This is a genomic window from Daejeonella sp. (assembly GCF_044342615.1).
In the GTDB taxonomy this organism is placed as follows: Bacteria; Bacteroidota; Bacteroidia; order Sphingobacteriales; family Sphingobacteriaceae; genus Daejeonella.
On record NZ_JBIIPN010000002.1, the window covers coordinates 19,359 to 45,072 of the forward strand.

A 25,714-nucleotide genomic window follows, 5' to 3' on the forward strand; every position below is an offset into this window, starting at 1 on the left:
GATTATGGTATAATTTTCAAAATTAAACCTATATTTGCTTTCCAAAAATTGAATTTACACATGAGAGAAATACAGTTCAGAGAGGCACTTCGTGAAGCATTAAATGAAGAAATGCGTAAAAACGAGAAGGTCTTTTTAATGGGTGAAGAGGTTGCTGAGTACAATGGAGCCTACAAAGTAAGTCAGGGTATGCTTGACGAATTTGGTGAAAAAAGAGTTATTGATACTCCAATTGCCGAATTAGGATTTGCTGGAATAGGTGTTGGTGCAGCAATGAACGGATTAAATCCGATTATTGAGTTCATGACCTTTAACTTCTCTCTTGTTGCGATAGATCAGGTAATTAATGCAGCTGCAAAGGTGAATAGCATGAGTGGCGGTCAATTTACTTGTCCGATAGTTTTTAGAGGCCCTACAGGTAATGCAGGCCAATTAGGCGCACAACATTCACAGAATTTTGAGAATTGGTATGCGAACTGTCCTGGTTTAAAAGTAGTAGTTCCATCTACACCTTATGAGGCAAAAGGTTTATTAAAGCAATCTATTATTGATCCAGATCCAGTTATTTTCATGGAGTCTGAGGTAATGTATGGCGATAAAGGAGAAGTTCCTGAAGAAGAATATTACATTCCATTAGGCAAAGCAAATATTGTAAAAGAAGGTACAGATGTAACGATTGTAACATTCGGTAAAATGCTTACAAGAGTAGTAATGCCTGCTGTTGAACAATTAAGTAAAGATGGAATTAATGCTGAAGTAATTGATCTTCGTACTGTTCGTCCGATTGATTATGAAACAGTAATAAAATCAGTTAAAAAGACTAATCGTATGGTTTTTGTTGAAGAAGCATGGCCACTAGGATCAATTGCAACTGAAGTGGCTTTCAAAGTACAGAAAGATGCCTTTGATTTCTTAGATGCTCCAGTATTACGTGTTGCATGTGCGGATGTTCCTCTACCTTACGCTCCAACTTTGATTGCGGAAGCACTTCCAAATGCAGATAAAGTAGTTAAAGCTGTAAAGAGTGTCTTATACAAGGAGGCATAAGAGAATATAAATCTTATTAAAGCACCCTAAATTATTTTAGGGTGCTTTTTTATGAATAATTAAAGCGTAATCTGTCTTTTAATGCTTTCCTCAAGCGAGATCAAGGTTTCTGTCCGCTGAATACCCTTTACCCCTTGAATGTCTTCATTTAGTACTTGCCTTAAATGATTAGTATCTCTACAAATGATTTTGGCAAACATGCTATATGAACCTGTGGTATAGTGAAGTTCAACTACTTCCTTTATTTTTTTAAGACTTTCTACTGCATCTTTATACTGAGAACCTTTTTCCAGATAAATTCCCAAGAAAGCACAAATGTCATATCCAATACGTTGAGGATCAATAATTAAGTGAGAACCCTTAATAATGCCCATATCCTGCATTTTTTTCATCCTGACATGTATAGTTCCTCCAGATACAATCAGTTTTTTAGCAATTTCTGTGTATGGAATAGTAGCATCTTCCATGAGTATAGATAAAATCTGTGTATCTAGATTGTCAAGTTCGAAATTTTGGTTGCGATTTTCCATTTTAAATTAATGAATTATTAATAATTGTGCAATATAATTATTGTTTACGTAAAAATTAAAATAGTTTGTTTAAATATTTGCAATAAATAGCCTATTCGTTTACATTTGATTAAGCAATTATCAAAAAAGATTGTTTACACACTGTAGGGTGGTGAAATTGGCAGACACACCTCCTCGTCTCGGTGGCGAAGATTTGGGAAATATCTTAACAGAGAAAAAACTGCTTCGTGAAGGTTCGAATCCTTCCCCTACAGCAAACCTTATTCAATAGGTTTATAATTGGTTAGTTTAGATAAGCTCCTGCCCATCAGGAGCTTATTTATTTTGGTGGGATTTGGAATTTAACTAAATCAGTTTATACTCACTTTTGATTGATTCAGTTGTTCTAGGATTTAGTAGTAATTCTTTAATTTGATTATTATAATTTATTATAATAATCAAATACCTTCGCCAAATCTATATTATTTTTAAAATCAATTTTCTCTTTCTTTAAAAAAGCATCGATTTCTGAACTTTTATCCTGAAAAAGAATTAAAAAATCTTTTTTGCTAGGCTTAAAACGACTCATTTTCCCATCTTTTAAAAGATAGTAGGATACGTTATTCTCATATCTCTTCTCAGTAGTGGCTGAGTTATATGGTTTGATTTCAAAAATTGTTTTGTAGTTTTTATATAAGAGCTTTATTTTCCCATCAGCTAATAAACCATAAAAACTTTTGCTGGTAAATTTATCTATATCAGGCAAGCCACTAATATATGTTGTGCCAGATAGTTCAAACTCTTTCACTGGGACTACAAAACTTAGCAAAGAACTGTCTTTAGGGTTTTTGAAGTATAACTCATCATTTAAAGAATTATATTTCAAGGGAATGTTTTCATATTTTTTTCCGTTTGTTAACGTAACTTTTCCTTCAATAAAAGCAGTATTAAAAAATGGGGATCCAACAATGTTTGACTCATTTTTTTCCATGATAGTTTTTCCATCTATATCTTGAAGATATACCTGAGCACTCGCGCTGAAACTAATTAGCAATGTTAGTAAGAAAATAATACTTAATTTTTTCATGCTTTAATTTTTAAAAATGATTCTGATTGTTGAACAAATAAATCTACTAGTTATTTTTTAAAAAATAATTCATTTGCTGAGAGATATCCAAATATCTAGACACCCAGTTTATAAATTTATTTTTAACGTAATAAGCACCAATTTATTATTCTTAATCAGTTAATATAAAAAATCTCCTTTATTATATCAAAATGTATTAATCAAATTATCAATTTCTAAATTTTCGATTTAATTTTTTATTCAAATTATCAAAATAATAACAAAATCATTAAAATATTAAAATACTTATAAAAATAAAAATCATTGATTAAAATATTTGTAATAAATAAGTCTTTTACTTACATTTGTATTAAGCAATCAGAAAATAATATTGCTTACACACTGTAGGGTGGTGAAATTTGGCAGACACACCTCCTCGTCTCGGTGGCGAAGATTTGGGAAATACCGTAATAGGGAAATAACTGCTTCGTGAAGGTTCGAATCCTTCCCCTACAGCAAACCACATTCAATAGGTTTATAATTGGTTTGTTTTAAATAAGCTCCTGCCAATCAGGAGCTTATTTATTTTATGGATTTTCTGTTTTTGATGAACTATTTTAGTTCATATTTTTCGGAATATCTTTTGTACAATTGCTTGTGTAGGTTATCTAAATTTATGGTACGCCCCAAAATAAATGCCGCCTCAACTTTATTCCCTAACATATCAAGTGCATCACCATCTGAAATGAATAGTGTCGCATCTTTCCCTTTTTCTAAACTTCCACTTGTTTTATCTATCCCTAAAATTTTAGCTGGGTTTAGACTAATCATAGACAAGGCTTGCTCTTTTGTTAAACCATAAGCAACTGCCGTTCCTGCTTCGAATGGTAAATTACGCTGGCGCCAGTAGCCAGTACCAGTTAGGGCGTATAAAACTCCTCCATCTTGAAGTAGTTTCGGTAGTTTATAAGGCAAATAAACATCATCTTCGGTTCTATCTGGAAGAGTTTGTGTTTCTATTATAACAACAGGTACTTGCTGATTGCGAAGAAAATCTGTAACTAAATAGGATTCTGTACCACCAACAATTACAGGACTCATACCGAATTTTTTCGCTAATTGTACCGCCATGATGATGTCCTTTGAACCATTTACATGCACAAATAACTTTTTGCTCCCATTAAAGAGTCCTTTCATTGCATCAAAGCGTGAATTAAATTCAGCCGGTTTAGCCAATTCTGAATATGCTCTTGCTTCGATAAAATAGTTCTCTATGTCGCTAATTTGCTTTTGCTGTGCCTCCTTCGGATCTGTTGCTGGAGATGTAGCGCCTTGTCCGAAACCACCGCGCCCTCTAAGTACAGGCCAATTCATGTGGATACCGATGTCTTTTTTATAAGCGGCGTCTTCCCAGTTCCAGCCATCAAGAACAACAACAGATGATTGTCCTGAGACTAATCCTCCTGCTGGTGTTGGTTCAGCCATCAAAATTCCGTTCGAACGTAATGTGGGAATAACTTTTGAATCGGTATTGTAGGCAATGATGGAACGGATATGTGGATTTATTAGCCCCACATCTTCTTGATCATCTGTACCTTTTGCACCCATCTCAACTTCAATTAATCCTAGGCTTGTATTTGTTGCAATAAAACCCGGATAAACATGCTTACCCTTTGCATTGATTATGGTGGTTTTACTCGAATTAAAATTCATCCCATCTGCTTTTCCAACTCCAGTAATTTTTCCATTTTCAAAGCTGATATATCCATTCTCAATCACTTGTCCCGCTCCCGTATGAATACTTGCTCCAACAATCGCCACTGCCGTTGCTTGTGGCTTTGAGGGCATAATTGTTGCTTGTCCGAATGCGAATCCTGCACAAAGCATTAAACCCGCAAATCCTATATATTTTTTCATGTTGATCTCCATTTTCTTAATTATTGATTTTGTGCTGAAAGGTCGAGGTTTTCTAATGTTTCACACTCATAAAGGCTCTGACGCTGCATTACAGGGCGTACAGTTGTAGCTCCACCGCTCTTAGCATCTATCATTTTTTGAATAATTCTGCCTTGCTCTGCCTTTAATGCCTTTAGCTTTTGTGCATCTTGATCGATGTCCCAATAGGAAATACCATCTACAAAAGTTTTTTCTGCCCTTGCGTAAATAGAGAGTGGATTATCAGACCAAAGCACTAAATCAGCATCTTTACCAACTTTTACACTACCTACACGATTGTCTATGTGGAGCATTTTCGCCGGATTTAATGTAACTAATTTTAAGGCATCTTCTTCATTCATTGCACCATAAGTAATGGCCTTTGCCGCTTCCTGATTTAATCTTCTAGCCATTTCTGCATCATCCGAATTAAAGCCAGTTAATACACCTACTTGATGCATCAGCTTGCCATTATATGGAATAGCCTCTGCAACTTCATTTTTATAAGCCCACCAATCACTAAATGTAGAAGCTGCAATTCCACGTTTCTGCATTCCATCAGCTACTTTATAACCCTCTAAAATATGTGTGAAGGTGTTGATTTTGAAGCCCATTGAGTCTGCAACATGCATAAGCATATTAATTTCAGATTGAACATATGAGTGACAAGTTATAAAGCGTTTATTGTCAAGAATTTCCACTAATGCATCCAATTCTAGGTCTGGTCTTACATTATTGCCTTTAACAGCTCTTGCTGCTTTGTACTCTTTAGCTCGCGTAAAGGCATCAATAAATACCTGCTCAACGCCCATTCTTGATTGTGGGAAACGTAAATTTCCTCCTGGGATTTGGAAATTACTCTGTTTCACATTCTCGCCCAAAGCAAATTTGATGAAGCCATCGCTACCTTCAAACTTAAGCTCTTCAGGACTCTTACCCCATCTCAATTTTATTAATTGCGATTGTCCACCAATTGCATTTGCAGAACCATGGAGAATTTGTGAAGTAGTAACTCCTCCAGCCAACTGACGGTAAATATTTATATCTTCTGAGGTGATGATATCGCCAATGCGAACTTCAGAGCTTACTGATTGTGCTCCCTCATTTATTCCGCCGCTACCGGCAATATGTGAGTGCTCATCTATAATTCCTGGAGTTATATGCTTACCAGTGGCATCAATCACTTTTGCACTACCTGCAGATAGATTTTTCCCGATTGATTTTATCTTTCCACCCTCAATTAAAACATCTGTATTGCTTAGTTTCCCCTCTTTTTCATTGGTCCAAACTGTAGCATTTTTGAATAAAACAAGCTCTGCTTTTGGCGCTTCTGTATAACCAAAGGCCATTAATGGATAAACTATAGGTCCGGTGCTAATTATAGGCTTCGGACTTTCTTTTTTTGCTTGCTCTTTGTATGCTTCTTTGAATGAAGCGCTCCATTTTTTACTAGTTCCATCTGCTAAAATCGCATCTCCTTGAAAGCTCAGGGGTGAAGTTGAGCTGATGTAAGCGTTTAAACGGATTGTACCCTCATGATTTTTCTTCAAGTTGAAATTCATACTTAAAAGATCGCCCGTACGATTGATATTGCCTTTAACCTTAATGCTATCAGCGCCTTTACGTTCAACATTTAGATCGTATGAACTTGTAGTTCCGCCAATTTTTATCTCTAAGGGATTTCCATCTAAATTGACGGTGTATGTGCCTCTTAGGTCGGAAATATCCATTTTAGCAATGTTAAAGCGACTTCCCTGTACCCAATTCTCATAAATAATATTGTCTTTCTTAAAGATATTATCAGATGTGATGATGAAGTTTGCAAGTTTACCCTTGCTTAAAGTACCTAATTGCTCAGACACTCCTAATATTTCTGCTGGAATAACTGTTAGAGATTTTAAAGCCTGACTTTCAGATAAACCATGGTCAATCGCTGTACGTAGGTTAGCCCAGAAATCTTTTGCTGACGACTCCAAACCGAAACTGGTGATTGCAAATTTGATTCCTGCTTTTTCAAGTGCTGATGGGTTAGTCGGCGCTAATTCCCAATCTTTTAGCTGTGTAAAGCTGATATTTCTTGCGTCCGCAGGATCCTCAATGTCAAATGCCTTTGGAAATGTTAATGGAATAATAAAGCTCCCACCTGTTGCTTTTGCTTCTTTTAGGCGTTGGTATTCTTTACCATCCGATTTAAACACAAATTGTTTTCCAAATTCATCACCAATCTTATCTGCTCTGAGCACGCTTAAAACATCATTTACCTCAAAAATTTGTGTTAAACTCTGAGTTTTATTGAACTCGTCTAATGAAATATTATACTCATCTTTTTGATTTTTGTACCAAGTCGCATCCAGATAGGTTTGGCGTAATAATGAGATTGAACCCATAAGAGAAGATGGATAACTATTACTAGAACTACCTTTATTAAATGAATAATGTGCCGCAGCCTGATCTTTTAAAATAACAGTGCTTTCATCGGTATTATTCAATGTAGAAACTACCGAAGAACCACGAGCAATGCCATCACGATTAATGGATTGAACTGCACCAAAACCAGCTTTTTTATAATCTTCAGCCTTTTTCGCATCAATTGCAAAAATTGATTTTACTGCAATTTCTGGTCTGATTGCCTCATTCCATGCATATGCACCAGGTTTAGTTGATGTAAATACTTGTGTACGACCAAATCCAGCTGATTGCCTCGAAGCAGAATTTATTCCGTAGCTAGTAAAGGCGTCAATAAAGGAAGGGTAAATGTATTTTCCCTTTAAATCAACCTGAATGTAACCTTTCGGAATGCTTAAACCTTGGCCTACAGCCTCAATTTTTTGATTTTTAACTAATAAAATGCCATTGCTGATGGTTTGATCTGCATTAACCACAATTGTTGCATTTATAAAAGCATACAAACCTGGCCGCTTATCATAAGAGCCATTTACAGGATAAGTTTCCTGAGCCGCAGCATCGCATACTTGTGCGAGCATGAAAAATAAAAGAAGAAAATATCTCATTATAGTTTTGGTTTTTGAAACTCGAATGTAACTGATATTCAGTTAGTCAATACTCTTAAAATATAACATTCCTGTTACATTTGGTTAACACTTAATCTATTTTATCGTATCTATAAAAAATTGAAGCCTATTTATCCGTTTCAACTCTTAACTTTGAAAGCTAACGTGAATTAGTATCAATTGCATTTTGATGAAAAATAGAATCGACCTCCAGTTTTTTTATCTGCTAGCATTGTTGATATTGTCTGCTTGTACCAAAGACGATAATCAACCGATGCCGCAAAGTACAGTCTCAAGATTGTATGTTTCAAATGCAGATACTGATGCTGCAGTGGTGAATACAATGATTTTTGATCCCGCAGATCAAACTGTTTTACCTAATCCTTATAAATTTGACTCTAAACTACCCGATGGAAATGGGATTCTTTTTAATCCATACTCGGGCACAGTTATGCAGGTAAGTAGAAGAAATAAGAACATAAGAACATTTAGGGTTAATACAGATGGAAGTTTGGCAAATGGAAACTCTTTTGTAGATGAAGGACTCCTTAGTGCTAGGGAAATGGCTTATGATCGTTCACGTGATGTATTGTACGTTTCTAGTAATATTGATAGTGCCATTTATGTTTATACCAAGGCTAGCACCTTAACAGGAACTATAAATGCATTTAAAAAGTTAAAACTTAATGGCCAACCCTGGGGTATTCACTTAGATAACAACCGACTTTTTGTTGCTGTTGATCTTGATAGAAAAGAGGTTCAACTTTTTGAAAATGTATCCGAACTTGCAGTAGGGAATATTAGTCCGACCAAAAAAATTACCATAAATGGCGCCATACGCCTACATGGAATCTCTTATTCTGCAGACCGTGATATTTTACTTTTAACAGATATTGGCGAAGCTAGCGCAAGCGGTTTTGATACTGATGGCGCCATTCATATCATTAAAAATGCAACAACAGAGTTTACAGCGAACGGCAAATTAGTCACACCGGCTGCTACAATCAAAGGTCTTAACACTAATTTGGGAAATCCAGTAGATATTGCTTGGGATGATAGAACTACAAAAGACCTAATTTATGTAGCCGAAAAGGCTGGGCGTAAAATTCTAACTTTTAAATTTGCTGATAGTGGAAATGCTAAACCATTCGCATCTTACTCATTATCAAGTAGTCCCGAAGCAATTTACTTGGATGCTCGATAGCGAAATTTAGCATTGTTTTTTATGATACTTTTTTCTTTACTTTGATTTAAAATATAAAATTATGTATTCAACTTTATTTGGACTTCATTCAGGATTACGATATATCGTACTATTATTATTAGCGGTAGCCTTATTTTTAGCGCTTGTTGGCTTATTTGGTAAAAAACCTTATTCAGAAATGAATCGCAAGGTTAACTTATTTGCCATGATTTCTACCCATACTCAGTTCCTTGTGGGTTTGATATTGTATTTTTTCAGTCCAATGGTTAACTACTCCAACATGGCTGAAGCGATGAGCAATGCTACTACCCGTTACTGGACTGTTGAGCACTCTGTAATGATGTTATTTTCAATTGTTTTAATTACAATTGGTCACTCACGCTCTAAAAAGGCTAAAGATGCGGTAAACAAACATAGAGCAATCGCTTTATACTATGGTTTAGCAGTTTTGGTTATTTTGGTAGCAATTTATCAAAGCGGCCGTCCTATCTTAGGAAATTAGTAAAAAGCTTTTAAAATTTGCAATCTCAATTTTCTTTATATTTTTGTAAACGATGAAAATGAAACAAAATACAACTAATTGGTGGCGCCCATTAAATTTGGCGCAGCTGACAGGTATTTTGTAATGAGAGCACAATTAGGTACAATCTAAACAATATACAACCCGGCGCCAAAATCGTCGGGTTTTTTTTATGGTCGGTATTCTCAAAAATGCTTGTCCAATTAAAAATAATATGATGATGAACTATAAATTATACACTTCTCACAAGAAATTGCTCGCAGATACTACTACTCCCGTTAGTATTTACTTGCGCTTAAGAGATGTTTTTCCAAACAGTGTTTTGCTGGAAAGTTCTGATTACCATAGCCGGGAAAATAGTCTCAGTTATGTGTGCTGTGATCCTATTGCAGGAATTGTGCTCAATGGTAGCCAATTGGATACTTACTTCCCTGATGGGCGAAAGGAGCACTATCCTTTGAGCGATCTAAATCTCAAACAGCATGTTTCTGACTTTAGAAAGCAGTTTGAGTCAACCTCAGATGATGATTTTAAGTTTATCTCTAACGGTCTATTTGGATATTTTGCCTATGAAACGGTGGAGCATTTTGAAGATATCAAATTCCATGCTGCACCTGCCGAAGGAAGAGATATTCCACTTATGCAATACCATGTGTATCGTTATATCATTGTAATTGACCATTTTAAAAATGAATTATACCTTTTGGAGCATCGCACAGAGGAAAATGCCCCTGATGGACTTAATAAGATTCAGTATCTCATTCAAAATAAAAATTTTCCTGAGTATAAATTCAGTTTAAATGGGGAAGAAAAGTCTAATTTTACCGACGAGCAGTTTATTGAGCTGGTTGAAAACATGAAAAAACATGTTTATAGGGGCGATGTATTTCAAATTGTTCCTTCACGTGCTTTCTCAACCCCATTTTTGGGAGATGAATTTAATGTTTACCGTGCTTTACGCTCTATAAATCCATCCCCTTATTTATTCTACTTCGATTATGGCGATTTTAAACTTTTTGGTTCTTCGCCAGAAGCGCAACTAACCATTAAGAATAATGAAGCTACTATTTATCCAATTGCTGGAACCTTCAAAAGGACTGGTAATGACCTATTAGATAAGGAGTTAGCAGAAAATTTGAAAAAAGATGAGAAGGAAAATGCAGAGCATGTGATGTTGGTAGATCTTGCTAGAAATGATTTGAGTCGCCATTGTGATCAAGTTGAAGTGCGCTCATTTAAAGAAATCCAATATTATTCGCATTTAATACACATGGTTTCTAAGGTAACTGGACAGCTACAAGCTTCGGTTGATCCACTAGATGTGGTTGGTGATACTTATCCTGCTGGTACCCTAAGTGGAGCGCCAAAATACATGGCCATGCAGTTAATTGATAAGTATGAGAAGCAAAAACGTGGTTTTTATAGTGGAGCTATAGGTTATATGGGTTTTGATGGTAATTTCAATCATGCCATTATGATCCGCTCTTTTATGAGTCAGAATAACGTACTTCATTATCAAGCTGGTGCAGGTATCGTAACAGATTCTGATCCGCAAAGCGAGTTGAATGAGGTGAATAATAAAATTATGGCATTAAGAAAAGCTCTTGAAATGGCTGGGGATCTTTAAAAACCTATAATTAATCATTAAATCTTATAAATAGAATAATAGATGAACATATTAGTAATCGATAATTACGACTCATTTACTTTTAATTTGGTGCACCTGCTGAATGAAACTGGGCATGAAGCAACAGTTTGGAGAAATGATAAATTTGAATTGAGCGATGTGAATGCCTTCGATAAGATTTTATTATCTCCCGGCCCTGGTATTCCATCCGAATCGGGATTATTGCTTGACGTGATCCGCAACTATTCAGAAACAAAAAGCATTCTCGGCATATGTTTAGGAATGCAAGCTATAGCTGAAGTTTTTGGTGGCGAATTATATAATCTGGCTCGCCCGGTGCATGGCAGGGCGACAGAAATTACTGTCCTAGATGACCAGGAAAGGCTTTTCTTGAATTGCCCAAGTCAATTTAATGTAGGACGTTACCATTCATGGGCAGTTAAAAATGATAAAGTACCTGAAACAATTAAGGTAACTGCTACTGATTCGGGGGGTGTAATTATGGCCTTGAGACATCAAAACTTAGATGTGAGGGGTGTTCAGTTTCATCCTGAATCTGTCCTTACTGAACATGGTAAAGCAATGATTTCTAACTGGTTAAGCTAATTTTCAAAGAAAAAAGATATGAATTCTTCACCAAGTGCTCAAGGAAATATCCTTGATAAAATAGTAATCAAAAAGAGAGAAGAAATTGTTATTTCTAAGCTAAAAACATCCATTTCCGATCTTGAGCAGGCTCCATTTTTCGCTAGGCCTTGTTTTTCGTTGCGTGATTCCATTTTAAATCCGGAACTTACTGGAATTATCGCCGAGTTTAAACGTCAATCGCCCTCAAAAGGAATTATTAATGATCAGCTAAGTGTTGAAGAAGTAACCCAGGGTTATGCTGCGGCAGGCGCATCGGCACTTTCTGTTTTAACAGATGAGCACTTTTTTGGAGGTCACAATCGTGATTTGATTGCCGCACGTATGGTGAATCAGATTCCTATTTTAAGAAAAGATTTTATGCTTGATGAGTTTCAAATTCTTGAAGCTAAATCTCTAGGTGCAGACATCATACTTCTTATCGCATCAATTTTAAGTCCCGAAGAAATTCAAAATCTAGCAAAATTAGCTAAATCGTTAGGAATGAGCGTATTACTGGAAGTCCATAATTTAGACGAGCTAACTCGTAGCCTTTGTGATGACCTTGATGCGGTAGGTGTAAACAATCGTAATTTGGGCACGTTTAGTGTTTCCATTCAACATTCATACGATTTAGTGGAACATATCCCATCTAATTTTCTGAAAATCTCTGAAAGTGGGATTAGTGATCCTAAGAAAATTTCGGGACTTAAAACTGTTGGTTTCAATGGGTTTTTGATTGGCGAGAATTTCATGAAAGAAGATAATCCCGCTCAAGCCATGCAGGATTTTGTGTCTCAAATTTAATTTTGGCATAATTTTAAACATTTAATCTAATGAGAAAAGTTCAAAATGACCGTTTCAAAAATTATCTTTGTAATTGTTAATCTAAATAGATGCCTAGACTAAAATTTTATGATACCACAGTAAAGCCGGAGCGAGCGGTTCTTGTTGGGATAATTAAACCCGGTGAGACAGAAGAGCAGACTCGTGAGTATCTTGATGAATTAAAGTTTTTAGTCGAAACAGCTGGAGGAGATACTCAAAAAGTCTTTACACAGCGTATGCAACGCCCTGATCGGGCAACTTTTGTTGGAACGGGTAAGTTAGAAGAGATTGACGCCTATGTAAAATCAGAAGAGATTGACATGGTTATTTTTGATGATGAACTTTCTCCTTCCCAATTAAGAAATATAGAAAATGAACTTCGCGTAAAAATTCTTGACCGAAGTAATCTAATCTTAGATATTTTTGCGCGAAGAGCTCAAACTTCACAGGCTAAAACGCAGGTAGAACTTGCTCAGCTACAATATCTTTTACCTAGATTAACTCGATTATGGACTCACCTTGAGCGTCAAAAGGGGGGTATTGGCATGCGTGGTCCCGGTGAAAGTCAGATTGAAACCGACCGTCGTTTAATTCTTAATAAAATTTCTTTGCTCAAAGAGCGATTAAAAGAAATAGATAAACAAAATGAAACGCAGCGGAAAAATAGGAGTCAGCTGGTACGCGTATCTTTAGTTGGCTATACCAATGTTGGGAAATCGACTATCATGAATATGATTTCTAAATCTGAGGTTTTCGCAGAAAATAAGCTTTTTGCGACATTAGATACCACCGTGAGAAAGGTTGTGATAGAAAACTTACCTTTTTTATTGTCAGACACCGTTGGTTTTATTAGGAAATTACCTCACCATCTGATTGAATGTTTTAAATCTACCTTAGATGAAGTGCGTGAAGCCGATGTTTTAATTCATGTGGTAGATATTTCTCATCCTAATTTTGAAGATCAGATAAATACAGTTAATGAAACCCTGAAAGAAATGGGAGCCATTGATAAAGAGATTATCACTGTTTTTAATAAGATTGATGCTTATCAGCCAGCAGAATATGACCCTCAAGACGAGCTTCCACCAATGACTTTAGCTGATTTTAAAAATAGTTGGATGAGTAAGGATAGAAATCCTGCAATTTTCATTTCGGCTCTTAACAAAGAGAATTTGGAAGAGTTTAGGTCTACATTGTATGAAAAAGTGAAAGCTATTCATACAAAACGCTATCCTTACGATAAGTTGCTATACTAAGAATATTAAATTTGTAAATTAGACCCTCTATCCACCATTTTATGGAATCAAAACGTCAACAAAAGTTTGCAGGAGTTATTCAAAAGGACCTTGCTGAAATATTTCAGCGAGAAGGGATGAATTTTCTCCCTAACATAATGGTGACCATTACTAAGGTAAGGGTATCACCAGATCTTGCAATAGCTCGTGTTTACCTTAGTTTTTTTAATAGTTCCGATAATGCGCTTGCTATAAATACTATCAAATCTCATGCAAATGAAATCAGGTATAAATTAGGTAATCGTATAAAAGACCAGGTTAGAATTGTACCACATCTTGAGTTTTTCCTAGACGATACAAGCGCCTATGTAGAGCATATGGATAAAATCTTTGATCAAATTAGCAAGGAACCACGTCAAGCAGAAGATTCAGAAAGCGAGGATTAATGGCAAAGCGGATTATCAGAGAGCCTGTAAATTTTTATACCCATTTATTTCCTGCAATTTTTGCTGTTCCAGGAACTTTCTTATTGCTTAGTCGTTCAGATATTCAAGTTGAATACACTGCTGCATGGGTTTATGGCATTTGTACCTTCGTTTTATTTGGGATAAGTTCAACTTATCATAGCTATCCAAATACGGAAAAGGAAATCCGCTTTTGGCAGAAATTTGATCATTGTTGTATTTATTTGATGATTGCGGGATCCTATACACCTACTGCGCTATTGGTTTTTGATGGTTGGATTCGCTGGACCTTGTTTGGGATGATTTGGACTATCGCTTTGGCAGGTTGTTTATTGAAAATCTTTAATCGTTTAAAGCATACCGGACTTTCACTTGCTATTTATATTTCTATGGGTGCATTGATTGTACCCCTTATGGAAGAAATGGCCGAAAAGTTGCCTCTGGCAGCCATCGCTTGGATGATATTAGGAGGTGTTTTTTATATTGTTGGGACCTTCTTTTACTACAAAGATAAACCTATGGGTAAAACCTTTCATAGTCATGAAATTTGGCACCTATTTGTTGTGGCTGGTGCATTATCGCATTATGTTTACAATTATCTATACCTTTTTGTCTAGAAGCAATCTATCTCTTTTGTGTAAAATCGGTATCCAAAAAGTCTTTCTACTATTTTTTTTGTAAATTAGAGTATGATCCTAAATCTAATAGTTTCCATAGTCTTACAATTTTCTTCACTTTTTGTGGATGATCAACCTGTTTTTAAAGGAGGTCAAAGGTCTTTAACGACTTTCATTTATAGTCGCTTGATTTATCCAGAATACTCAAAGGATAATTGCCTTCAAGGAACTATCCAGGTTAGCTTTAAGCTGAATCAGCAAGGAAAAATTTTTCATTCGGAGGTTGTTAGGGGATACGGATTAGACCTTGATGCGGAGGCCTTACGCGTAGTACGTTTAACTACCGGAAGGTGGATTATGCCAGCCAATCATGATTCAACTGTTTCAATGATTTTACCAGTGAACTTTTCCCTTAAAAACTATAAATGTGAAGAACGCACAAAAGATGAAATAAATGCCGCAATCAATGCCTATCAAGCACGTGAAGGACTCAGTAAGGTAGTTTTTAATTATTATGATCAAAAATTCAAGGGAATTGCTAATCCTGCTGAAGAAGCTCGAATTGAAGCTATAAAAATGCAATTAGGGTTTGATGATAAGTTTATTCAAAGTTTACTAAGGCAGGCTCAACAAAAGCTTAAGCAAGAAGATAGGCAAGGTGCATGTGAGGATTTTATAACTATCAGACGCTTAGGTAGTGATAAATCAGCTAAATTTATTGAACAATATTGTAATTAATCATTGCCCTTATTTTGCAATCCTATTATAATGACCTTTCCGAATCATAAATTTTAAACATTCATGATTTTTCAATTATCGGAAGATACTATTTGGTTTCCTGATACTGAGCTGGCTGATGAAGATGGTCTACTCGCTGTGGGTGGAGATCTTTCGCCTGAGAGGCTTATTCTAGCCTATAAAAACGGCATTTTTCCTTGGTTTTCTGATGATACTCCAATTTTATGGTATGCCCCTCATGAACGCTTTGTACTATTTCCCGAAAAGTTGAAGATTTCAAAAAGTATGAGAAAGCTTTTAGAGTTGGGTAAATTTGAGATAACTTTTGATGCGGCTTTTCCAGAGGTTATTAGGGCTTGTGCAAGCATTTCACGGGAAGATCAATTAGGAACTTGGATAACAAATGATATGCAAAATGCATATATTGAGCTATTTGAATTAGGTTTTGCCCATTCGGTTGAAGTTTGGGAGAATAAGCAATTGGTTGGTGGCTTGTACGGTATCGAGATAAATTCTGTTTTTTGTGGAGAAAGTATGTTTTCTAAGGTTAGTAATGCTTCTAAAGCTGCGTTAATTAGTTTATGTCAAAATAGAAATTATAAATTAATTGACTGCCAGGTACATTCTGGTCATTTGGAGAGTCTAGGGGCTGAGTTTATTAACATGAATCAATTTCGTGACTATCTTATTAAAAATGACAAGAACACCAACAATAATATACTAAATTAAACTCATATTTCCAAATTTACGATGCAATTACCCTATTATATCGACTTATTAGGCACTTTGGTTTTTGCTACATCTGGGGCATTAGCGGCTTCCGATAAAAATGTTTACAAGGATATTTTCGGGGTTACTTTTACGGGTTTTGTTACTGCTGTTGGAGGAGGAACACTTCGAGATATGATTCTCGGAATCCGGCCAGTTTGGGTTGCAGATGGTAATTATCTTTTGGCGATAACCATTGGAGTTTTGCTTGCCATAGTCTTTAAATATTATATCCTTAAATATAGACGTACCTTTTTCTTTTTTGATACTCTCGGAATTGCACTTTACACTGTTGTAGGAGTACAAAAATCGCTCGAATTTGGTGTTTCTCCTTCGGCAGCAATCATTATGGGAATGTTTTCTGCGGTTATGGGAGGAGTAATTAGGGATACATTAATTAATGAAATACCACTAATTTTTAGAAAAGAAATTTATGCCACCGCTTGTTTATCGGGGGCTGCAGTATTTGTACTTTTGAAATTGTTTGATGTAGATGATAATATCAATTCCTTAGTAAGTGTTCTTATAATTATATTAATTCGGACTATAGCCGTTAAATATAAGCTGGCACTTCCAAAGGTTAATTCTAAGTAATTAGCTTAAAATATCTTCGATGTCTTTAGCACTCAAAGATTTAACGAAGCTTTCTTCCGTAGTAATTAATGATTCGGCTACTTTACGCTTTCTGTTTTGCAGGGCCAAAATCTTTTCCTCCACCGAGTCTTTGGTAATAAACTTGTAAATGAAAACATTCTTTGTTTGTCCAATTCGGTGAGTCCGGTCAATAGCCTGTTGCTCAACGGCAGGGTTCCACCATGGGTCTAGGATAAATACATAATCCGCCTCGGTAAGGTTTAACCCAACCCCGCCCGCTTTAATAGAAATTAGGAAGAGTTTAATTTCAGAATTTGTTTGAAACTCTTTTACAACATCACCACGTTGTGTGGTTGATCCATCTAGATAGGCATAAGGTGTATTTTCGGCGTCAAAGTATTTTCTATAAATATCGAGATGCTTAACAAATTGCGAGAAAACAAGCACTTTATGGCCTCTTGAAAGTACATTCTCAAGAGTATGAATTACATTTTCAAATTTCCCTGAATCACCTTCATAATCCTCATTAATCATTAGCGGATGATTGGCAATTTGCCTCAATTTTGTTAATCCCTGTAAAACCTGAATCTGAGATTTTTTGAATGCACCATCTTCCAGATTTAAGAGCAATTCATTCCGATATTCAGATTTGATTTCTTCATAATATTCTTTTTGCTCCTCACTCATTTGGCAATAGAATAAATTTTCGGTCTTAGGTGGTAATTCTGTGGCTACCTGAGTTTTTGTTCTTCTTAAAACAAATGGTTTTATTAAGGCCTGAAGCTTGTTTGCCTTCTCTTCATCTTTTTTCTTTTCAATTGGGATTACAAACTCAGAATAAAACAATGACTGGCTACCTAATAAACCTGGATTGATGAATGACATCTGTGTCCAAAGGTCATTTACCGTATTTTCAACTGGAGTACCGCTCAGAATTAATTTGTACTGCGATTTAAGTGTTTTTACAGCTTTAAATGATTTTGATGCAGGATTTTTGATGTTCTGACTTTCATCAAGAATGATGTATTCGTAAAAAAATGTCTTTAAAAGCTCAATATCAACCCTACTTATGCCATAAGTTGTGATTATTACATCATAATTGCTGAATTTTTCAATCTCCTTATTTCGAAAAGTACCGGTATGTGCATGAATTTTAAGTTTAGGTGCAAATTTTTTGGCTTCGTTTAACCAATTGTAAACTAGGGAGGTAGGCATAATCAGAAGTGATGTAGTATGCAATCCAGATTCATGATTTTCCTCTTTGATTTTTTGAAGTAAGGCCAAGGTTTGCACGGTTTTCCCCAATCCCATGTCATCGGCTAAACATCCCCCAAAATTATATTTCCTAAGAAAATGAAACCAATTATATCCTGCTTTTTGATAGGGTCTAAGAATTCCTGAAAATTCTTTCGGAATTTCCATGTCTTCAATTTCTTCAAAGTCAGCTAGCCTTTGAAGCTTTCTGTCCATCGTAACAGTTGCAAGTTCGCTGTTACTGAAATCATTCACTATCCCAATATGGTGCTTCTTAAGCTTCAGCTCTTTATTGCCTTCTGAGAATTGAAGTAGGTTGCTGTATTGGGCAAACCATTGCTCCGGAATAATAGCAATTTCTCCTGAAGGAAGTTTAAACTCACGTATCTTATTAAGAATGTGATTTTTTAAATCAATAAATGGAATTTGATAAGGGCCGAAATAAACTACGGCATGGATATCAAACCAATCATTATTCTCTCTGATTTCAAGATCTATTTTACTGCGACCAATCACATATTGTTTACTACCCTCAGTTTGTTCAAAAGAAAATCCTAGCGATTCTAGCTCATCATGATGTTCATTCAACCAATTAATTACGCTAAATGGCGAATCTTCCGAATCAAGCTCCTGTTGGCTTGGTTTATATACATGCGAAAAAATAGTGCCTTCTGAACTCAAGCCAAGCCCACGTAAAGTGTTTATTTTATCTTTTTCCCAGCTTAAAGAGCGCTTTATTCTATGAAATATATAATCGTTGCCCTGTTTTTCCATTCTGACGGTAACCTTCCTGTCGCTTCCAGAAGGGAAAATATAATTACCATATTTAAAATATAATTGAAGCTGGCTTCCTTCACTATCTGAATGGAGCAATTTTAATACGGGTATTGCTTCAAATTTTTCGGTGCGTATTTCAAAACCTTCGGCATAAACCGCATGTTTTTCAATAAGTGGAGCAACAAATTTCTCGAAATAAGTTTTTTCTGATGATTGCGGAATGGAAATAAAACGCTTATTTAAAAAGGGTTGTAGTTTTTTCCCTTCTACATCTTCTTCGAAATAGTATAGAACATCCTCTAATAATAACCAGGCAGGCTGGTTACAAATAATTTGAGCTTCCTTGAACATGAATTCGATGCGCTGTCCCTGAAATTTGATGGTTGGAAAATAGCGTGTTTCTGTAATATTTCGTCTGAAATGAAATAAAACCGATGAAGGTTCAGATGCTATGCTAAGCTTTCTTTCTACTGGCCAACCTTCTTTACTCATTAGATAAAGGTCTTTATCTCCGATAAGTCTTAAAGCTTCAATAATTTTCTTTTCAATCTTTGGTCTTATAACTTCATATGTTTTATCATCAAAAATGGTTCTGAAATACTCTACCGGACGAATTGCTTTTTTATAAAATCGTTTAATTATATGGCCTTGTTCAATTTCTTCAAGTAGCTTAATCAACTTAAAATCCTCTTCATCTAAAATAGATGAAAACTCCTGGGCGGTGGTACAAAATAGTCGCTGGTAGGTGAGCGAGAAACCTTCATCTGAGTTTAATTGTACAACATGAGGTTCGATTAGAAAACCTAAATAATCATGTTTGCAGATAGAATATACAATTTTACAAGGCTTTTCGCTATTAACTCTTAACATAGGTATTTAGAAAAATTATTGGTAAGCTCACCAATAAAAAACTCTAAAAATAGCGAGAATTTTCCTGTTTAAAGACGAATTTCAAAAAATAGTATATTTTGATTGAAAGGGCAATAATCTTAACAAATTAACAATAAAAACAGTCTTCGTGGAGTCTTTTTATTGAATTTGAAATGAAGGCAGGCTATTTATAAAAATTCCTAAATTTCAATGGAACCTTCAAATACGAAAGTTGCGGGACCTTCAAGAAATACATTATTGAATAGGTTTCCGTCATAATTAAATCGTACAGAAAGATTGCCGCCTGGAACTTTTATTGAATTTTTGATTGTACCAGTTAATCCCTTTTTTTTAGCCATTGCCATGCTTACAGCTGTAACTCCTGTACCGCAAGCAAATGTTTCATTTTCAACTCCTCTTTCATAGGTTCTTACGAAGTAATGATCACCAAAATCTTCCACAAAATTTACATTAATCCCATTTTTTGAATAAGTTTCGTTGTATCGGATTTTTTTACCGTCCTTATACACGTCTTTTGAAGCAAGATCTTCTACTTGAATTACATAATGAGGAGAGCCTGTATTGAGCACAAATGCATCTCCGTCGCTATTAATCTCTTCAACGTCAATCATCTGCAGACTTACCCAATTGCCATTTTCTGAAATTGTGGCATAATGCGGACCATCAACTGCCAAAAAGTTAGTTTCTGTTTGAATCAGATTTAAATGCTTGGCAAACGCAACAATACATCTTCCACCATTACCACACATGCTTCCCTCTCTACCATCTGCATTGAAATAGCGCATTTCAAAATCAAAATCATTTTTTAGCTCTAAAATCATTAATCCATCAGCACCTATCCCAAAATGGCGGTCGCATAAGTTTCTTATAGTTTCAGTATTATTTATTGATGAAAACACCTGATTTCTATTATCTATTAGGATAAAATCATTGCCAGCGCCTTCGTATTTTAAAAAATTCAATTTCATATCATGGAAATAAATCTTGCTTAAACTCAATTTTTCATATTAGCCTAAACATTTTTTAAATTTCGGTATTAAATTTCAATTAGTTTTAATTCAGATTGATATTGATGGGTATTTATAAAATACATTTAACATTTTTTAACACAAAAAGGATATTGAAATTATTGGTATTGCGTTTATTGGTATTAATTTTGAAATAGCTTATAAAATCATTTACAAAAGAAAAATTGAATATATGAACAAGATTGGTGTAACTTTTTTAACAGCCTGCCTTGGTGGGGCAGTTGCTATCGGGTCGTATAAATTGATTGAGACTAAATTTCAGGATGGAGGCTCTTTTGAGGATAAGCAAAAGGTTTATTTTACTAATAATCCCTCGCCGTCAATCAATTCCTCTACAGGAGAACTCGATTTTACTCAGGCTGCCGCTACAGTAACGCCTGCCGTGGTGCACATTAAAACTACCTATAGTAATTCTTCTCAGGGCTATTCTGGCCGTGATCAAATGCAGGATCTTTTTGAAGATTTTTTTGGAGGAAGAAGACGTCCTCAAGGACCTGCACAAGGTTCGGGTTCTGGTGTAATTATATCTGATGATGGATATATTGTAACCAATAATCACGTTGTTGATGATGCAGATAAAATAGATGTGATTCTTCCTGATAAACGTTCTTTTGAAGCTAAAATCATTGGTAGGGATGCGAATACTGATCTTGCATTAATAAAAATTGAAGGATCTGGCTTCCCAATAGTAAAATTAGGCAATTCTGATAATGTTCGTGTTGGTGAGTGGGTATTGGCAGTTGGATATCCTTTTGCTCTAAATACTACCGTTACTGCTGGAATTGTTAGTGCAAAGGGTAGGCAAATTGGTATTTTGGATCAAGGCAATAACAGAGGCTTTAATGGAGAACCACAGGCAAGAACTGCAATTGAATCATTTATTCAAACTGATGCGGCAATTAATCGCGGAAATAGTGGTGGGGCTTTGGTAAATACGAAAGGTGAGTTAATAGGTGTAAATGCAGCAATTGCTTCTCAAAGTGGAAGTTATGAAGGATATGGCTTTGCAATTCCAATTAATTTAGCTAAAAAAGTATTGAATGATTTCAAGGAATTTGGATCCGTTCGTAGAGGTTATATCGGAATTAATTTCACAGGTTTAGATGCCGAGCAGTCTAAGAGATTAGGTGTTTCTGAAATCAACGGACTCTATGTAAATGAAGTTATTCCAGGAGGTGGTGCTGATAAAGGAGGATTAAAAGAGGGAGATATTATCACCAAAGTGGATGGTGTTCAGATACTTTCTCCATCTGATTTACAAGAACGCATCGGTCGACTTGGCCCTGGTGATAAAGTTCAATTAACCTATCTAAGAGATGGTAAGCCTTTAGTCACTACTGTGACTTTAAAAGGTGAGGAATCTGTTAAAATAGCTGATAATAGTTCAAATGGAGCTGCTGTTAAAAATCTCGGAGCTAACTTTGCACCAATAAGTGATGTTCTTAAAAAGAAATATAAAATTAATGCAGGTGTTGTTGTAAGTAGTGTTAAACCTGGTGGATTCTTCGACCAATTAGACGTTGCGCAAGGAACTGTTATAACTTCTATAAATGGTCGTCAAATTGCTAAAGTTGAAGATATTGAAACTGCAATTTCTTCAGGTAGAAACAATATGGCTACTATCAATGCAATAAGTCCCGAAGGCATGCAAATCAGATATCAATTCCAAGTTAAATAAACCAAAATTCGGATTTATAAATGCCTCTCTAATAACCAAGAGAGGCATTTTTTGTTTTAAAGTCCTTTAAAATCTGGAGTTGAATTGAATAATAGACTATAAAACTTGCGAATTTTATAAGTTTGATATCCTCTATCTAAATTAGAATGTTTCTAAATTGATAAATTCTTGATAAGCAATCTATTTAACTGCACGATTTTTCTCATATAATGATAAATTTGCTTCCTGAATAATAAAATAATAAAAGGTAATGAGCAATTTCACAAAAACGTTCTCATCTTCTTTAGGAAAAAAACTCGTAATGGCCCTTACGGGCATTTTCCTATGTACATTTCTTGTGGTACATTTAGTAGGAAATTTACAGTTGTTTAAGGATGATGATGGGCAGGCATTTAACGCCTACGCCTATTTCATGACGAATTTCGGTCCGATAAAGATCGTTTCCTATTTGTTGTATGCTTCAATAATTATTCATGCTGTTTATGCTTTATTGCTAACTGCGGGGAATAAAAAAGCAAGACCAGTGGCATACGCCGTGCAAGCAGGTGATAAGAATAGTCCGTGGACATCCAGAAATATGGGTATTCTTGGAACTATTTTACTAGTTTTCATCGTGGTTCACATGGGTGATTTCTGGTGGAAATATCATAATGCGGAACTTCCTTATGCCCAATATGAAATTAGTCTTGATGATCCATCAATTATTAATGTTTCTGAAGTAGCCTATAGCGATAAACTATTAGTTCATTCAGAAGTTGTGGATGTTCAGGCTAGGAAACGAATTGTGGTATCAAAAGATTTATACAAAGTGGTAGAAAAAGCTTTCCAAACTTGGTGGTACGTACTTTTGTATGTAGTTGCTATGGCTGCTTTATCCTTTCACTTGATACATGGTTTCAAAAGCGCATTTCAAACCATTGGTTGGGATAACAGTAAATTAGTCCCAATTATTCGCTTTTTAGGTGTTTGGGTTTTTGGAGTGTTGATTCCATTGGCTTTTGCCGCAATGCCTATTTACTTTTTCTTTAAATAAGATTACACAATACCCGGTAATTCGGGTTTTAAATAAATTTCTGAGATGAAATTAGATGCTAAAATTCCACAAGGCCCTTTAGCCGAGAAATGGTCCAAACACAAATTTAACCTTAAGCTGGTTAACCCTGCAAATAAGCGTAAATACACGGTTATTGTAGTGGGTACAGGTTTGGCTGGAGCTTCTGCAGCAGCTTCTCTGGCAGAATTAGGTTATAATGTAAAAGCTTTCTGCTTTCAAGATAGCCCCAGACGAGCACATTCCATTGCTGCTCAGGGTGGTATAAATGGTGCTAAGAACTATCAAAATGATGGTGATAGTGTTTACCGTTTATTTTATGATACAATTAAGGGTGGAGATTACCGCGCACGTGAGGCTAACGTTTACCGCTTAGCTGAAGTTTCGGTAAATATTATCGACCAATGTGTTGCTCAGGGTGTTCCATTTGCTCGTGAATATGGTGGTTTATTGGATAACCGCTCATTTGGTGGTTCGCAAGTATCCCGTACCTTTTATGCACGTGGACAAACAGGACAGCAATTACTTTTAGGTGCTTATTCTGCCTTAAATCGCCAAATTAACCTTGGTAAAGTTACCATGTACACGCGTCATGAAATGATGGATGTGGTTACTGTTGATGGTGAAGCAAAGGGTATTGTAACCCGCGATTTAATTAGCGGTGCGATTGAAACTCATGCAGCACATGCCGTACTTTTATGTACCGGTGGTTATGGTAACGTGTTTTACCTTTCTACCAATGCAATGGGATGTAATGTTACTGCAGCTTGGAAGGCGCATAAGCGTGGTGCTTATTTCGCTAATCCATGTTTCACTCAGATACATCCTACTTGTATCCCAGTAACAGGCGATCATCAATCAAAACTGACATTGATGTCAGAATCATTGAGAAATGACGGACGTGTATGGGCTCCTAAAACCAAAGAATTAGCAGAAAAACTGCGTAAGGGTGAAATAAAAGTGACTGATCTTAAGGAAGACGATCGCGATTATTTCTTGGAAAGAAAATATCCAGCATTCGGTAACCTTGTGCCTCGTGATGTGGCTTCACGTAATGCAAAAGAAATCGTTGATGAAGGTCGTGGTGTAGGTACTTCTGGTATCGCTGTTTACCTTGATTTTGCAGAGTCAATCGCCCGCCTAGGTGAAGACGCCGTACGTGCCAAATATGGTAACCTCTTTGATATGTACCAACAAATCACAGACGAAAATCCATACAAACAACCTATGCGTATTTACCCAGCAGTACATTACACGATGGGTGGTTTATGGGTTGATTATAACTTGCAAACTACGGTAAAAGGACTTTATGCTCTTGGTGAAGCTAATTTCTCTGATCACGGAGCTAATCGTTTAGGAGCTTCTGCATTGATGCAGGGACTAGCAGATGGTTATTTTGTAATTCCTTATACAGTTGGAGATTATCTAGCTACTGTTGCCCCAAAGCCTGTAGATACAAGTCACCCAGCATTTGAAGAGACTAAAAAAGTGGTTGTTGAGAGAATCAACAAACTTTTAAGTTTGAAAGGTAATAAAACAGTAAGTGAATACCACCGCGAATTAGGCCATATCATGTGGGAATATTGCGGAATGGCAAGAACTGAAGAAGGCTTAAAAAAGGCAAAGGGATTAATTCAGGAGCTGAAAGCAGACTTTTGGAAGAATGCAATTGTTACAGGTGTGAATGAAGAATTCAATCAGAATCTTGAAAATGCGGGCCGTGTTGCTGATTTCCTTGAACTTGGTGAACTGATGATTGATGACGCACTAGATAGAAATGAATCTTGTGGTGGTCACTTCCGTTTAGAAAGCCAAACTCCTGAAGGTGAGGCATTACGTGATGATGAAAACTATGCTTATACCGCTGCTTGGGAATTCAAGGGTGAAAATCAACCAGAAGGCCTTCACAAAGAAGAATTAGTTTTTGAAAATGTTAAATTAACACAAAGAAGTTATAAATAAGATATGAGATGTGAGATTATAGATGTGAGATTATAGATATGAGATGTGAGATTATAGATTTATTTCTCATATCCAAGTCTCAAATCTCAAGTCTCATATCTCAAGTCTCAAATCTCACATCTAATATCTCAATAAAAATGAGCAATAATATGAATTTGACATTAAAGGTTTGGCGTCAAAAAAACGCTGAAGCAAAAGGTGAATTAGTTTCATATCAGGCTGACCATGTTTCTCCGGATATGTCATTTCTGGAAATGCTTGATGTTGTAAACGAAGGGCTTATTAA

General features: G+C 35.8%; 21 protein-coding genes, 2 tRNA genes and 1 pseudogene. 18 read left to right on the forward strand and 6 right to left on the reverse strand.

Annotated elements, in window-relative coordinates; genetic code table 11:
- Nucleotides 1-60: 60 nt before the first annotated feature.
- Nucleotides 61-1,047 (forward strand): pyruvate dehydrogenase complex E1 component subunit beta, encoded by a 987-nt coding sequence (locus ACIQ0D_RS00295; RefSeq protein ID WP_395801970.1) that lies wholly within the window; start codon nt 61-63, stop codon nt 1,045-1,047.
- A gap of 59 nt (nt 1,048-1,106) precedes the next feature.
- On the opposite strand, the gene ACIQ0D_RS00300 is transcribed toward ACIQ0D_RS00295, so the two are convergent.
- Nucleotides 1,107-1,577 (reverse strand): Lrp/AsnC ligand binding domain-containing protein, encoded by a 471-nt coding sequence (locus ACIQ0D_RS00300; RefSeq protein ID WP_395801972.1) that lies wholly within the window; start codon nt 1,575-1,577, stop codon nt 1,107-1,109.
- Nucleotides 1,578-1,719: 142 nt separating this feature from the next.
- Here ACIQ0D_RS00300 and ACIQ0D_RS00305 point away from each other — a divergent pair.
- Nucleotides 1,720-1,831, forward strand: a tRNA-OTHER gene (locus ACIQ0D_RS00305).
- Nucleotides 1,832-1,995: 164 nt separating this feature from the next.
- On the opposite strand, the gene ACIQ0D_RS00310 is transcribed toward ACIQ0D_RS00305, so the two are convergent.
- On the reverse strand, nt 1,996-2,643 hold the full coding sequence (locus ACIQ0D_RS00310) for a hypothetical protein (RefSeq protein ID WP_395801974.1): 648 nt from the start codon (nt 2,641-2,643) through the stop codon (nt 1,996-1,998).
- Between the two features lie 382 nt (nt 2,644-3,025).
- Here ACIQ0D_RS00310 and ACIQ0D_RS00315 point away from each other — a divergent pair.
- Nucleotides 3,026-3,138, forward strand: a tRNA-OTHER gene (locus ACIQ0D_RS00315).
- A 96-nt stretch (nt 3,139-3,234) separates the two neighbouring features.
- Here ACIQ0D_RS00315 and ACIQ0D_RS00320 read toward each other — a convergent pair.
- Together ACIQ0D_RS00320 and ACIQ0D_RS00325 are read right to left on the reverse strand one after the other, a co-directional pair.
- Nucleotides 3,235-4,539 carry an amidohydrolase family protein gene (locus tag ACIQ0D_RS00320; RefSeq protein ID WP_395801976.1) on the reverse strand — a complete coding sequence of 435 codons (1,305 nt, stop codon included), beginning with the start codon at nt 4,537-4,539 and terminating at the stop codon, nt 3,235-3,237.
- Between the two features lie 20 nt (nt 4,540-4,559).
- The gene (locus ACIQ0D_RS00325) at nt 4,560-7,568 is read right to left on the reverse strand and encodes an amidohydrolase family protein (protein ID WP_395801978.1); all 3,009 of its coding nucleotides are present in this window, start codon (nt 7,566-7,568) and stop codon (nt 4,560-4,562) included.
- 190 nt (nt 7,569-7,758) lie between these two features.
- On the opposite strand from ACIQ0D_RS00325, the gene ACIQ0D_RS00330 reads away from it, so the two are divergent.
- From ACIQ0D_RS00330 to ACIQ0D_RS00380, 11 genes are all read left to right on the forward strand, one after another.
- Nucleotides 7,759-8,772: a YncE family protein gene (locus ACIQ0D_RS00330; protein WP_395801980.1), complete on the forward strand. Its 1,014-nt coding sequence runs from the start codon at nt 7,759-7,761 to the stop codon at nt 8,770-8,772.
- 61 nt (nt 8,773-8,833) lie between these two features.
- Entirely contained in the window at nt 8,834-9,274 is a 441-nt protein-coding gene (locus ACIQ0D_RS00335) for a cytochrome B (protein ID WP_395801982.1), read from the forward strand.
- A gap of 235 nt (nt 9,275-9,509) precedes the next feature.
- Nucleotides 9,510-10,919, forward strand: coding sequence for an anthranilate synthase component I family protein (locus tag ACIQ0D_RS00340; protein WP_395801984.1), 1,410 nt, complete (start codon nt 9,510-9,512; stop codon nt 10,917-10,919).
- A gap of 42 nt (nt 10,920-10,961) precedes the next feature.
- Nucleotides 10,962-11,525 carry an anthranilate synthase component II gene (locus ACIQ0D_RS00345; protein WP_395801986.1) on the forward strand — a complete coding sequence of 188 codons (564 nt, stop codon included), beginning with the start codon at nt 10,962-10,964 and terminating at the stop codon, nt 11,523-11,525.
- Nucleotides 11,526-11,543: 18 nt separating this feature from the next.
- Nucleotides 11,544-12,350, forward strand: a complete 807-nt coding sequence (trpC, locus tag ACIQ0D_RS00350; protein ID WP_395801988.1) for an indole-3-glycerol phosphate synthase TrpC — start codon at nt 11,544-11,546, stop codon at nt 12,348-12,350.
- Between the two features lie 89 nt (nt 12,351-12,439).
- On the forward strand, nt 12,440-13,627 hold the full coding sequence (gene hflX / locus ACIQ0D_RS00355; RefSeq protein WP_395801990.1) for a GTPase HflX: 1,188 nt from the start codon (nt 12,440-12,442) through the stop codon (nt 13,625-13,627).
- 41 nt (nt 13,628-13,668) lie between these two features.
- Complete coding sequence (rbfA, locus tag ACIQ0D_RS00360) at nt 13,669-14,052, forward strand: 30S ribosome-binding factor RbfA (protein WP_395801991.1); 384 nt, start codon at nt 13,669-13,671, stop codon at nt 14,050-14,052.
- A complete protein-coding gene (locus tag ACIQ0D_RS00365; RefSeq protein WP_395801993.1) occupies nt 14,052-14,687 on the forward strand; it encodes a hemolysin III family protein in 636 nt (211 codons plus the stop codon). The genes rbfA and ACIQ0D_RS00365 overlap by 1 nt, the downstream gene beginning before the upstream one ends.
- Before the next feature lie 72 nt (nt 14,688-14,759).
- A complete protein-coding gene (locus ACIQ0D_RS00370; RefSeq protein WP_395801995.1) occupies nt 14,760-15,425 on the forward strand; it encodes a TonB family protein in 666 nt (221 codons plus the stop codon).
- 63 nt (nt 15,426-15,488) lie between these two features.
- Complete coding sequence (gene aat, locus ACIQ0D_RS00375) at nt 15,489-16,154, forward strand: leucyl/phenylalanyl-tRNA--protein transferase (RefSeq protein WP_395801997.1); 666 nt, start codon at nt 15,489-15,491, stop codon at nt 16,152-16,154.
- A gap of 21 nt (nt 16,155-16,175) precedes the next feature.
- Nucleotides 16,176-16,787 (forward strand): trimeric intracellular cation channel family protein, encoded by a 612-nt coding sequence (locus ACIQ0D_RS00380; protein WP_395801999.1) that lies wholly within the window; start codon nt 16,176-16,178, stop codon nt 16,785-16,787.
- Here the strand turns inward: ACIQ0D_RS00380 and ACIQ0D_RS00385 are convergent, their stop codons facing one another.
- Complete coding sequence (locus tag ACIQ0D_RS00385; RefSeq protein WP_395802001.1) at nt 16,788-19,688, reverse strand: DEAD/DEAH box helicase; 2,901 nt, start codon at nt 19,686-19,688, stop codon at nt 16,788-16,790.
- Between the two features lie 200 nt (nt 19,689-19,888).
- Nucleotides 19,889-20,677, reverse strand: coding sequence for a diaminopimelate epimerase (dapF, locus tag ACIQ0D_RS00390; RefSeq protein ID WP_395802003.1), 789 nt, complete (start codon nt 20,675-20,677; stop codon nt 19,889-19,891).
- Between the two features lie 232 nt (nt 20,678-20,909).
- Here dapF and ACIQ0D_RS00395 point away from each other — a divergent pair, with 232 nt between their 5' ends.
- From ACIQ0D_RS00395 to ACIQ0D_RS00410, 4 genes and pseudogenes are all read left to right on the forward strand, one after another.
- Complete coding sequence (locus ACIQ0D_RS00395; protein ID WP_395802004.1) at nt 20,910-22,415, forward strand: Do family serine endopeptidase; 1,506 nt, start codon at nt 20,910-20,912, stop codon at nt 22,413-22,415.
- A 250-nt stretch (nt 22,416-22,665) separates the two neighbouring features.
- Nucleotides 22,666-23,448 (forward strand): succinate dehydrogenase cytochrome b subunit, encoded by a 783-nt coding sequence (locus ACIQ0D_RS00400; RefSeq protein ID WP_395802006.1) that lies wholly within the window; start codon nt 22,666-22,668, stop codon nt 23,446-23,448.
- A gap of 45 nt (nt 23,449-23,493) precedes the next feature.
- Nucleotides 23,494-25,428: a fumarate reductase/succinate dehydrogenase flavoprotein subunit gene (locus ACIQ0D_RS00405; RefSeq protein ID WP_395802008.1), complete on the forward strand. Its 1,935-nt coding sequence runs from the start codon at nt 23,494-23,496 to the stop codon at nt 25,426-25,428.
- 137 nt (nt 25,429-25,565) lie between these two features.
- A pseudogene (locus tag ACIQ0D_RS00410) lies at nt 25,566-25,714 on the forward strand (succinate dehydrogenase/fumarate reductase iron-sulfur subunit); the annotation flags it as partial.